Here is a 12,436-nt window from a genome sequence, read left to right on the forward strand (position 1 = left end):
TTGAATGAAATAAGAAGAGGGACTTTCAGTCCCTCGTAAAACAAACCTCTGCACTTTCAGTGCAGAGTGGTTTAGTTAGCAGTTTTTCATTTGGTAAAGTACCAAGTGTTACTATTTTATCTACACCTGGGTATGATTCTCCCAGCCAACCGCTATTTTGGAGTCTATTAGGCATTTCGGAATTCAATGAAAAGAATCGGATTTTATCAATTCTGTTTTTTTCATCATATTGGTAAGAACTAATCTTTACGATGCCATTATTATAGTCAATCCTTGCTTTTTTATCAATCAGCCCTTTTGGATTGTAGTAATTTCTTATATAGAAAGTGGTGTCTGTTTTCTCTTTATTGTATCGTATGTTAGTTATAGTCACGACTTGACCATCCGGGTTAAAATTGTAAATATAATTTATCCCATTTTCGTCATTATTTTTTAGAACAATACTTTTTACCTTATGGTTCTTCATAAAAGAGGAATTGAAAGGAAAGACTGTTTTTGTAAAATAAATTTCTTCCTCAAAAGGCATGACAATGTAAAAAGGTTTTACCTGTGCTTCACCATTAAAGATGATACAGCAGATAAAAATGCTGGTTAAAAATGAAATAAGTTTGTATTTTGAGTATAACATTTTTTGCGAAATTCAAGAATAGTAACTTTATTTAAGGTCTTGTTATTAGCAAATGTATTCTATATTTATTTAGCATTAATAGCCCCCTTATAAACTTAACAATATAAAAAATAGTTATATAGGGGGAGGTTTTATAGTTTCAGATGTTTAATATATTCGAACCTAGGCTTCCGAAGGTCTTTATTTGATTGAATTTTTAATAGTTAAAAAAACATGGTGCCATGATTTTGTCACAAAAATAAAAATGGACAAAATTGTGATGAATAGCACTTAACGGCCTTAGCTTTTTGTGGCAAAATTGGAGGCAACTCCAAATCTTTTTTGCTGTGATTTTGCCACAAAACTTATGCAGTATAAAAACTGTATTAGTTGCCTTAGCTTTTTATAACAGAGAAGGTATCAAGTCCACAAGGTTGAACGTATACTTTTCCCATGATAAATTAATATATCTTATAACATTAGTAAACTTTCGTTATCATTTCATTTATAGGCAAGCGAACTTTTTTCATAGTTGCCATGTAGTCTTTTTCCAAATCACGGTATCCTAATGCAAGTATAACTGCGGAATGCAGCCCTTTCTCTTTCAAACCCAAAACGGCATCGATAATAGAAGCATTAAATCCTTCGATAGGAGTGGCATCCACTTTCAATTCTGCTGCAGCAATAAGTGCCGTTCCTAGTGCAATATAAGCCTGTTTGGCAGCCCAAAGTGCTTTTTGCTCTGCGTTGATAGTGCTAAAATAGGAATGCAATCCATTTCTAAATCCTGATAAGGCACCAGCATCAAGACCTCTTTGCTTTTCTGTCATTGCTATGTAATTGTCAATGTAAGTCGAAGACATGTCAGTGAATGCAGCAAAAACCAACAAATGAGAGCAAGAGTGAATCTGTCCATTATACGAATCAGCACCTAATTTCTTTTGAATTTCCGGATTGCTTACAACAAAGACACGGTAAGATTGCAGACCACAAGAAGATGCTGAAAGATTTATAGCCTCTAAGATCTGATCGACCTTCTCTTCTGTTACTTTAATGTTATTGTAAGCTTTTGTGGCGTAGCGCCATTTTAAATTTTCTATCAAATTCATTGCTATATCTATCTTAATTTTTGGCAAATATAAATGATATTGTTTTCTTTTTCGAGTTTTTGAAGCGCTCTGGGAAACTCCAAATCACTCATCTTAGGTCACTAAAGAATAATTATCTGTTTCTCTTCATTTTGATGCATTTTTAAAGATTAATAATCTTTAAAAATGCATCAAAAAAGAATGATTAACTGATTTTGTGTGTAAATAAAAATATTTAATCTTTTATCTTCAAATTTGCAGGGTAAAAAAACTAAATAGTATCATCAGATGAAAGTAAACATACAAGAAGATAGGGGAATAAACGAAAAGCAGAATATTGAAAACACCCAGAATACAATCAAGAATGGTTTTGCATTCACACTAAAGAGCACTTGTTTAGATGAAAATTATCACCCCTCAAGTGAAACGCGGTTGACAACCAATTTTGCAAACCTGGCTAGAGGAGGTAATCGCCAACAAAACTTACGTAATGCATTAAATATGATTAACAATCGATTCAATGCATTGGCTCATCTGGATAATCCAAAAGCGGATCGTTACCTTGTAGAACTTGAAATCATTACTGTAACGATGCGTATTGATGATCAGAATGGTAGTAGCAATCTGCCGTTGATTGAGGTTTTAAAAACGAATATTTTTGACCGCAAGACTAGTCAGCGTATCGAAGGTATTGCCGGAAATAATTTTTCGTCTTATGTTCGTGATTATGATTTTAGTATTTTATTGATCGAGCACAATAGAAATAAACCTAATTTTTGTATTCCTGAAAACTTTGGTGATTTGCACGGAAAACTTTATAAGTGCTTTGTGGGTTCCGCCACTTATAAAGAGCACTTTAAGAAGTCACCGATTATTTGCCTAAGTGTATCGAGCAACAAAACGTATACTCGGACTGAGTATCAGCATCCGGTTCTGGGTTTTGAGTATTTGCAGGATCAGTATTCTATTACGGATGGATATTTCTCTAAAATGGGCTTGAAGGTTCGTTTTTTCATGCCTTTGAATAGTGTTGCACCAATGGCTTTTTATCATTCAGGAGATCTGCTTGCGGATTATACGGATCTTGGATTAATCAGCTCAATCAGCACCATGGAGACTTTCCAGAAGATTTATCGCCCTGAAATTTACAATGCAAATTCAGTGGCCGGGGAAATCTATCAACCTAGTCTTAAACACGAAGATTATTCACTGACTCGCGTAGATTATGACCGCGAAGAGCGCAGCCAATTGGCTGTTGAACAGGGTAAATATGCAGAAGAGCATTTCATTAAGCCTTACAAAAGTCTCCTGGAACAATGGTCTGCTAATTTTACCCTTTAATTGATTACAACGCATTAAAATTATATTATTATGAAGAAATTATTATTACCTACCTCTATTGTTGGAAGTTTACCAAAACCTGCCTGGCTAGCACCACCCGAAAAACTTTGGTCACCATGGAAATTAGAAGGCGATCAGCTGCTTGAAGGGAAACAAGATGCTTTACGCATTTCTCTGCAGGAGCAGCAATTGGCAGATCTGGATATCATTTGTGACGGCGAGCAGACGCGCCAGCATTTTGTAACGACTTTTATCGAGCATTTGAGCGGTGTAGATTTTGAAAACCGTAAAACAGTAAAAATCCGTAACCGTTATGACGCGAGTGTTCCAGTGGTAGTAGGCGAGGTTGCACGTCAAAAAGCAGTTTTTGTTGAAGATGCTAAATTTTTACGTAAACAGACTAATAAGCCTATAAAGTGGGCGTTGCCAGGCCCGCTGACAATGGTAGATACCTTGTACGACGACCATTATAAAAGCCGGGAAAAATTGGCGTGGGAATTTGCGAAAGCACTCAATGAAGAAGCAAGAGAACTTCAAGACGCAGGAGTAGACATTATCCAGTTTGATGAACCTGCATTTAATGTGTTCTTTGATGAAGTAAACGATTGGGGAATGGCGGCATTAGAAAGAGCCATTGAAGGTTTACACTGTCAAACTGCGGTTCATATTTGCTATGGTTATGGAATACAGGCAAATACCGATTGGAAAAAGACATTAGGTTCAGAGTGGCGACAATACGAAGAAATTTTTCCGAAAATTCAAAAATCTAAAATTGATGTGGTGTCTTTAGAATGTCACAACTCCAATGTGCCTTTAAATTTAATGGAACTTGTTCGCGGTAAAAAAGTAATGGTCGGTGCCATTGATGTAGCAACCAACACTATCGAAACACCAGAAGAAGTAGCTGCGACCCTGCGTAAAGCTCTTGAGTTTGTAGATGCCGAAAATCTTTACCCTTCTACAAACTGCGGTATGGCGCCGCTATCTCGAAACATAGCCAGAGGTAAGTTAAATGCTTTAAGCGCAGGAGCAGAAATTATACGCAAAGAACTTGGGATTTAGTCTCAATTTATTAATTTGAATAGGATTTCCTTGTTTGAAGCCTGCTGTCCGTAGAATTTAACAGAGCGACTCTGCGGACAACTAAATGAATCTAGAGAATCCACGTTTATAGGCGTAAGATATTTTTGTAATCTTGACTCTACGGAGGAATAATATTTAAAACACATTGAAGAAATTATTAGAAGTATTAAAAAAAGCAGGTTTCGACGGTTTCCTGTTCATGATAGCCACCATGATTCTGATGGCTTATTTTTTGCCACATCCAGGTATGGTCAAAGAACCTGTTTCGTTGGAGGAGATTGCCAATGCAGGCGTTTCCTTGATTTTCTTGTTTTATGGCATGCGACTGAGTGTTGAGAAACTAAAAGCAGGACTTTCCAATTGGAAAATGCACATTGTCGTTCAGTTGACAACTTTTTTATTTTTTCCGCTCATCGTTTTGGCATTTCGCCCGTTGTTTGTCAATAACGGCTTCGAGCTGCTTTGGCTGGGTGTATTTTTTCTGGCAGCTTTACCATCTACAGTATCCTCTTCGGTAGTCATGGTTTCCATCGCCAAGGGAAACATTCCCGCAGCCATTTTCAATGCGAGTATTTCCAGTTTGATCGGAGTAGTGGTTACGCCGCTTTGGGTTGGGCTGTTTATAGCTTCTGCGACAGGCGATTTTGATGTTACTCAAATCGTCATAAAGTTGATTCTGCAAGTCTTGCTGCCTGTTATCATCGGCATATGCCTCAATTCCCGTTTCGGCGCCATTGCCGAAAAATACAAGAAACAGCTCAAATATTTCGATCAGTCAGTTATTCTAACGATTATTTACACATCGTTTTGCAAGTCATTTTCCGAACATCTTTTTGAAGGCTTCACCGCCCTTGAGCTTGCTGGACTCGCTGCAGGGATGATGGCGTTGTTTTTTGCCGTATTCTTTTGTGTTGGACTACTCAGCCGTCTGCTTGGTTTTTCAGATGAAGACCGTATTACTGTTTTATTCTGCGGGTCAAAAAAGTCATTGGTACACGGCACCGTTATGTCAAAAGTACTTTTTCAGCACAGTACCATCACCGGCATCGTATTGCTGCCGCTCATGCTTTACCATGCTTTGCAATTGATTGCCGCCAGTATCATCGCTCAGGGTATGGCTCGACGAAAAGAAGTATAATGTTTATTTATGGTGTGGCCCTTTATCTTTTTTCGATAGAGGGCACCAAGGATAACGATTCCTGCTATAAAATAGTGTGTTTTAGATTTTTATACTGTTAAAACAAGTTTTTCAGTATGTTATGTTTTTAACTTCTATGAAATAAGATTTTTGTGTTGTTTTTGGTTACATTTGAAGAATTTTATTCTGATTTAAGAATAAATTAAAACCTGTTTAAAATAAAATATTCTATGGAACAAATAGACGATATTGATCTTCAGTTATTAAATATACTACACGATAATTCTAAATACACTGTAAAAGAGCTTGCTAAAATGGTAAATCTTTCGCCATCGCCTGTTTTTGAGCGGATTAAAAGATTGGAAAACAGCGGATATATTAAAAAATATATTGCCCTGCTTGATGCAGAAAAATTAAATAGAGGTTTCATTGTTTTTTGTAATATCAAACTTAAACAGCACGATCGTAATATCGGCCATCAATTTGTTAGTGATATTATGAAAATAGAAGAAGTTGTGGAATGTTACAATATTTCAGGAGATTACGATTTTTTAATGAAAGTTTCTGCCAAAGATATGAAGCATTATCAGGATTTTGTGTTTAATAAATTAGGATCGGTTGAAAGTATCGGAAGTACCCAAAGTACCTTTGTTATGTCGGAGATAAAAAATATGTATGGATAGTTCCGCGATGGCTTATTTATTTGAAATTCGCCTTAGCTTTTGTGACAGAAAATGTATTAAGTCCATTATGTTTAAATTTGATTTAATTCTTTCGTTATTGTAATACAATATTGATCTGTTTTTTTAGTTGTTGTACTGATAATTTCGAATCAAACAGTATAATAAAAAAACGACGCAGAATACCTTCCGCGTCGTTCCATTCATTTCTATTTAATTGATTTAGATACCTTCCACCATCAAACGAGTGTCTGGTAAATTTTTCAATGGCTGTATTTTAATCTCTGGTTTTGCCATTCTCGAAATTGCATTTAATGCAGCTGCAATAGCGCCTTCTTGCCAACCAGGAAGGGAGGAAATTTGATCACCAACAATAAAAAAGTTAGCATTGCTCGCATTTTTTGTGTTCGGATCTATAATTCCGGATCCTTGTGCAATAGCGTTAAATTGTTTCGTTGAGTAGTTCGCATCTCCAACGGCTTGCCAATATGCCCATCCCCCCTTGATATTTGGCATATTTTGCCAAGCTATGGCAACGCCTTCTTCCAGGCCTTCGGCAAATTTATTACCGAATTTACTGGCATCATTTCGTGCTTTGGTAAGTCGCTCATTAACGGGTAATTTTCCCCAATCGTGTGCTACTTTATCAAAATTATAAGCGCCTGTGAGCACGCCTTTTTCGTCTTGATACGCCGTAGATGGATACCAAATTTGTTGAATTTCATTGTCTGTCCAAGAGATTCCTCCAAAAATAGGTACAACTCCTACTTCGGATTTTTCAACTGCCATTGTCTTGAGATTTATTGGGCTTCCTTGCCATAAAGATCGATTTGCCTGCCAGCCCACTTTGGAGGTACAGGCTAAAAAACGCGGAACGTATCCGTCTTCTCGCGGTTCATAACCTGGAGCTTGTGTTGGTTCAAATTGTGCCACAAAAACGGCTTCTAATGCATCTTTAAATTCAGGTTCAAGTCCCGAATTTAGGAGATCAGAGTCTAGAATGTTTTTCAAAAAAGGCATCGCGAGGTTGCAAACACAATAATCAGCTTCGTAATAGATCGGTTCTTCTGTTCCAACTTGTCCAACCGAAATGATGTACTTCTCTTTAGTTGAGTCCCATTTTATTTTTTTTACAGGACTATTCAAAAGAATATTTCCTCCCAAAGCTGCCACTTGTTGAGCAAAAGCGTGTTGCACCTGATCCATTCCTCCAACGGGTTGAAATAAAGTAGGTTGCCAAAGAAAATCTGTAGGCTGATAGAATTTTGTACCTTCCCAAAATTTTGATTCGAGCAATTTATCAAAACTCAAAACATCGGCTACAATTCCAGCCGCAACACCAGGTAAAACTTCATATCCAGCGCGTGTTTTTCCATCCTCGAAGCCGGGTGATCCAGCTGTTGCGCTATAGGTTCCATCTGCATCCAGCTCTCCGAAACTGATCATCAAGCTTTGTAATTCTTCAACGCGTGTATTAAGATTACTTTCACTAATTCCCACTTGTGAATTGCGAAGTAATTCTTCCGCATTTTTGTATACCATGTGCGCCAACCAACCTCTTGTATTATGATCCAAACGACGGTAAACCATAGGTTCACCTCCAAAACTTTCGTCCTTTTGAACCAAATTAGATTCAGAGTTCATCACATATATTTCAACGTCTACCGAAAAACGTTTTAAGTAAGAAAGGAGTCGTTTGTGACTGCTTGGAATACGACCAGGACCTGCATTAAGGTAAGGTTCTGAGTCTCCCACCGGGCGTTTAAATCGAACAACTTGAGGTTCTCCAGGTTTTGAATCGAACAAATCACTGTTTGCATCTTCAATGAGTGTATCCCCTGTGCGTAAGCTCATGCAGCGTCCTCCCGTTTTATGAGATGCTTCCAGAATGGTTACTTTTGCACCAGACTCCTGAGCGAGTAGTTCATACGCGGTGGTAAGTCCCCCAACGCCAGACCCGATGATTATAACCTCTTTTCCTTCTAGTTGATTTGGACTAAGTTTAATCGCTTGATTGGTAATCGTGTTTTGCGTTTTTGTTGCTTTAGCCAATGCGGCGAATGCAATTGATCTTGGATTGTTTTTTAAAAATTCCTGACGACTTTTGTACTGTCCCATTTTGTATAAATTTTATGTTAAAAAATAAAAAAATGATTTCTATGGTATTGGTATTTTTTTGGGATAATCTCGAAAACGCTTTCTAGCTCTAGATTTTATTTTCTGAAATGAAATTAATGATTGAAAATAGAAAAAATGAAAAAGATGTCGTTAGTGAAGGTTTTTCTGTCGTGAAAGGATGTTTTTTTGTTGTGAATAAAATGGATTTATTCCAATAAAATAAATTGCTTAAGGTTATGGTATGATTGCGGTTTTATAAAGAAGATTAAAATGTAAAAAAGTAAAGCGTACAATTATTTTGTCAGCCTTTTACTTTTTTTTAATTAGATTTAAAAAGATTTCAAGAAGCTTTTGCTAATTGAATCTGCTTCTAAGTAATATCAGGTTCTGTTGCATCTAAAGCTAAGTTTTCTCTTTGCCTTTTTTTAATTTTTAAACTGATGAATACGAAAGGTCATTGCTATCCGAAGTCTATTATACTGCAGGCAGTATATTTTAAGCTTAGGTTTACATTAAGCTATCGGGATGTTGAAGAGATCATGATAATACGCGGAGTTCATGTTGATCATGCTGCCATTCAGTGCTGAGTTTATAAGTTTACACCTTTCATCGAGTTAGAAATGAAGAAGAGAAAAGGTAGAGTGGGGACGAGCTGGAGATTGGATGAGACCTATATCAAAGTAAAAGGTATATGGTGTTATTTATATCGAGCGGTAGATAAATTAGGTAATACGGTTGACTTTCTTTTGACCAGAAAAAGACAAAGAATGAGCGCTCAGTCTTTTCTAATTAAAGCAATTACTAATAATTGCCGGCCAAGAGTAATAAACATTGATAAAAGCGGTTCTAATACTGCAGCAATCAAAGTCTATAACAAACGTTCATTCTCAAAGATTAAAATCCGGCAGTGTAAATATCTCAACAATATTATAGAACAGGATCATCGATTTATAAAATGGAGGATACAAAATGGGTTAGGCTTTAAAAGTTTTGAATCGGCAAGACGAACATTGAGCGGAATTGAAGTTGTGCATATGCTGAGAAAGAATCAGATGGTTAGACCAGGGATAACTATGTTTAAATCATTCTGTAAATTGGCGGCCTAACTTTTAAATTACTTAAAGTGTTATATTTGATTCTGACAGATGCGACAGAACCTTTAATTTGCCTTAAAACATTAATTAAGGGGGAAATTAAAAATAAATATCTGTATGAGGCATCAGCGCTTTAAGTTTACCTATAGTTTCTTTATTCATAGGATTTCCAACTAAAATTAGCGTTTTAAGCTTTTTCATGTATTGAATTTCGTTGGGCAGATCTTTTAGTTTATTATTGGCTAAATTTACACTTACAGCATTTTTTAACTTCATAATTTTTGGAGAAATCCAAGATATCGCATTATCACTCAAATTTAGGTATTCTATATTTTGAGATTGAAATAATGTCCCGGGAACTTCTACAATACTGTTTTTTTGTAATTCAAGGTATTTTAATTTTTTTGGCAATTTCATTTCTCCTAAATCATTAATTTGATTCGAAGAGAGATTTAGGTATTTTAAGTTTTTTATTTTATCCAAACGTTCTGAAACAGTACTTATCTGATTACTATGGAGGTTTATTTCTTCAAGGGAAGGGATATCTAAAAGAGCTTCCGGAAAAACACTTAAATTATTTGATTCAAAACTCACCATGCGTAAGTTTTGAAGTTTTGAAATGTTTGAATTTATAGCGGTCAGACTGTTCAGATTTATCGAAAAAGATTTTAGTTTTTTTAATTCACTTATTTCATCCGGAATAAATTTAATACTGTTTTTATTAACATTCAAAATTTCAAGTTGCTTTAGCGAAAATATTGCTTTATCCATTTTCTCCAAATGATTTCCCATTACATTTAAAAAAAAGAGAGAATCCATTTTTATAATATCCGGAGGAAGGTTGTATAATCCTTTATCTCTGAAGCTCATACTGTATACGGTTTTTTTACTCAAAAGTGCAGTATCAATATCGGTATAAGTTGGATATTTAACCGGGTCAATTTGTGCTTTAGCATTACAGACCGAAAAAACAATGAGAATAGATAAAAGTAATTTTTTCATAAATATATAAAAGCTGCCAACATTTCTATTGGCAGCTAAAAAATAAAATTAAATGGTTATTTTTTTAGAAGTTTTACAGTTTTTTGAAAACCGTCAGCTTCTATATTTAAAATCAACATATTTGAATATTGAAGTTGCGTTGTCAAATCTAATTCCGTAACCGGATTTTGTGAAAAAGCCTTTTTATACACAATCTGCCCTAACATGTTATAAGCGGTAACTTGCAGATTGTTAAGGTTGCCAGAAGTAATCTGTACCATACCTGAAGTAGGATTAGGAGTTACTATAATCTCATTTTGATTGTGATCAATAATACCCAATGAATTATCTACCCCTAAATTTTGCTTTAAAGCAATGACGATTGTAGCTGATTTTCCTCTGTAATCAATCGTATTTCCTGTAGCATCAACATCCTTATCGATACCTGAGCCAGGATGTTGAATAGAGAAAAATCCGAATTTATGATCTGGTGTAAAAGTAAGACCTGTAGGCTCAGATCCAGCTGGCATAGAAGCAAAAAGTTTTACTTTTGGATTTGCCTGAGTATGATCTGGTGCTATGACCCAAATATAATTTTTCCCACCATCCTGAAGAACCCAAAGATTTCCTAACTCATCAAAAGTTAAATTATCATTACCATCTCCCCAAGATTCCGTTTTAACTCCATCTGTTGTATGTAAAGTATAAACTGTTGATCCTCCACCTACAAAAATTTCCACTTCTGACGCGGTCGTTCCGTTATCTTTCATGCGATAAACTTTGTCTAACCCTTTTGCTGTAAAATATATTTTACCATCCAAAGGACTTATTTCAACATCTTCTATCCCGTTGAATTTCGTTCCTCCTAAAGATTCCGCCAAAGAAGTCGTATTGTTTTGATCTGCTTGTGTTTTGTTAGGAACCTGAATCCAGGTTGCTGTTGTAGTTACTGGATTTCCATTGGTTATGCCTTGGTCTAATTTCAAAACATATAAATTTCCTGAAGAAAGGTTATTTGGCGTATCCATGGTGTATTTGTATACCATGTGCGTTCCCCCATCTTCACCATAATAAGCTATAGTTCCGGCATTATTAACCACAACATTTTCGTGATTCATGATTCCCATTTGCCAAAGTTTTCCTTTTGTTCCATTAGCATTTTTAGAAGAAACCTGAGCTGTAACCGGATCAATTTCTACCAACCAGCCATAATCTTTATAACCATCACCATTTGTGTCATTGCCTGCTACAGATTCCTCTGCAGTGACGATAGTTCCCCAAGGTGTAACTCCTCCGGAACAGTTTCTGATCGTTTGCACCAAACTCGCGGATGAAAAATCTACCGCTCTTGATTTTGTTAATTGCCAAAGTTTTGTTGTTGCATTGTAATTAATTTCTGCCATTGTAACTCCACCCGGATTTGTTTCGTGGTTTACCGAAAGATAGCCATCTGTACTGCTAGATACACCACTTGTTTTTTTAGCTACATAACCAGTAAAGTCATTTAGGCCTCCTACAAATCCTCCACCTTCAGTGTAATTGTCCCCTTCTTTAAGAATCAATTGGTATTTGTGCTGTTTAGGAATAATTAATTTAGGCGTTTGTACTGTAGGCACAATAGAGGTAAAACAGCTAATATGATTTCCGTCGTTGCAAGAGGTATCAGGAGGTATAACTACTGGTGGAACTGCTTTTTTAAGATAGGCATCCATTCTTAAATCAGAACTGCTTGCACTTCTGTTATGTAGTTCAATCGAAATTCTGTTAACTCCTTGTACAAAATTAGTTTTTGGAATAGAGAAAATATTATAAATACTTTCATTTGCTCCATCGACTGTTGTAGTTGAAAAAGTATCGTACAGAATTGCGCCCGCTGGCATATTATCTCTTACTACCTCAACGCCATTCAAAAAGACAATAATTCCGTCATCTCTCATTACTCCGAGCTCCATAGTGGCACTCAAATCTGATAAATTAACGGTAAAATCTTTAGTGAAATATGCTGCATTTAAAGGTTTTGCGATCGTAGTTGTCACAGGATCCCCATATCCTAATGGCCCATTTCCTGATTTCCAGGCTGAAATATCAAAACCGGGATTTTTCCATTGGTCAGCTAACTGTACACCATTGTCATTAAAACGCCATGGTGATTCTTTTTCAAAACCATTATCAGGAACTGTTTTAAGGTAGGCATCCACTCTTAAATCAGAACTGCTTGCTCCTCGGTTGTGTAGTTCAATCGAAATTCGGTTAACTCCCTGTACAAACTTTGATTTTGGAATGGAGAAAATATTATAAATACTTTC

Annotated in this window: 9 protein-coding genes and 1 pseudogene; 5 read left to right on the forward strand and 5 right to left on the reverse strand. The window is 36.0% G+C overall.

Features of this window, described 5'->3' with window-relative positions:
• Window positions 1–25: 25 nt before the first annotated feature.
• Together JO950_RS17340 and JO950_RS17345 are read right to left on the reverse strand one after the other, a co-directional pair.
• Complete coding sequence (locus JO950_RS17340; protein WP_202703772.1) at window positions 26–628, reverse strand: hypothetical protein; 603 nt, start codon at window positions 626–628, stop codon at window positions 26–28.
• Window positions 629–1,086: 458 nt separating this feature from the next.
• Window positions 1,087–1,716, reverse strand: a complete 630-nt coding sequence (locus tag JO950_RS17345; protein WP_202703773.1) for a nitroreductase family protein — start codon at window positions 1,714–1,716, stop codon at window positions 1,087–1,089.
• A gap of 267 nt (window positions 1,717–1,983) precedes the next feature.
• On the opposite strand from JO950_RS17345, the gene JO950_RS17350 reads away from it, so the two are divergent.
• The 4 genes from JO950_RS17350 to JO950_RS17365 all read left to right on the forward strand — a co-directional run bounded on the left by JO950_RS17350 (window position 1,984) and on the right by JO950_RS17365 (window position 5,940).
• Window positions 1,984–3,036 (forward strand): DUF1852 domain-containing protein, encoded by a 1,053-nt coding sequence (locus JO950_RS17350; RefSeq protein ID WP_202703774.1) that lies wholly within the window; start codon window positions 1,984–1,986, stop codon window positions 3,034–3,036.
• Between the two features lie 30 nt (window positions 3,037–3,066).
• Window positions 3,067–4,098 (forward strand): methionine synthase, encoded by a 1,032-nt coding sequence (locus tag JO950_RS17355; protein ID WP_202703775.1) that lies wholly within the window; start codon window positions 3,067–3,069, stop codon window positions 4,096–4,098.
• Between the two features lie 166 nt (window positions 4,099–4,264).
• Complete coding sequence (locus tag JO950_RS17360; protein ID WP_237732377.1) at window positions 4,265–5,257, forward strand: bile acid:sodium symporter family protein; 993 nt, start codon at window positions 4,265–4,267, stop codon at window positions 5,255–5,257.
• A gap of 230 nt (window positions 5,258–5,487) precedes the next feature.
• Window positions 5,488–5,940: an Lrp/AsnC family transcriptional regulator gene (locus JO950_RS17365; protein WP_202703776.1), complete on the forward strand. Its 453-nt coding sequence runs from the start codon at window positions 5,488–5,490 to the stop codon at window positions 5,938–5,940.
• 219 nt (window positions 5,941–6,159) lie between these two features.
• On the opposite strand, the gene JO950_RS17370 is transcribed toward JO950_RS17365, so the two are convergent.
• Complete coding sequence (locus JO950_RS17370) at window positions 6,160–8,055, reverse strand: FAD-dependent oxidoreductase (RefSeq protein WP_202703777.1); 1,896 nt, start codon at window positions 8,053–8,055, stop codon at window positions 6,160–6,162.
• A 440-nt stretch (window positions 8,056–8,495) separates the two neighbouring features.
• On the opposite strand from JO950_RS17370, the pseudogene JO950_RS17375 reads away from it, so the two are divergent.
• Window positions 8,496–9,161, forward strand: a pseudogene (locus tag JO950_RS17375) (IS6 family transposase).
• Between the two features lie 87 nt (window positions 9,162–9,248).
• On the opposite strand, the gene JO950_RS17380 reads toward JO950_RS17375, so the two are convergent.
• Both JO950_RS17380 and JO950_RS17385 read right to left on the reverse strand, forming a co-directional pair.
• Window positions 9,249–10,151, reverse strand: coding sequence for a leucine-rich repeat domain-containing protein (locus JO950_RS17380; RefSeq protein WP_202703778.1), 903 nt, complete (start codon window positions 10,149–10,151; stop codon window positions 9,249–9,251).
• 56 nt (window positions 10,152–10,207) lie between these two features.
• Window positions 10,208–12,436, reverse strand: a 2,229-nt coding sequence (locus tag JO950_RS17385; protein WP_370528124.1) for an alkaline phosphatase PhoX, incomplete at its 5' end; no start/stop codon positions are given.

The organism is Flavobacterium sp. UGB4466 (assembly GCF_903469665.1).
GTDB classification, from domain to species: Bacteria; Bacteroidota; Bacteroidia; order Flavobacteriales; family Flavobacteriaceae; genus Flavobacterium; species Flavobacterium lipolyticum.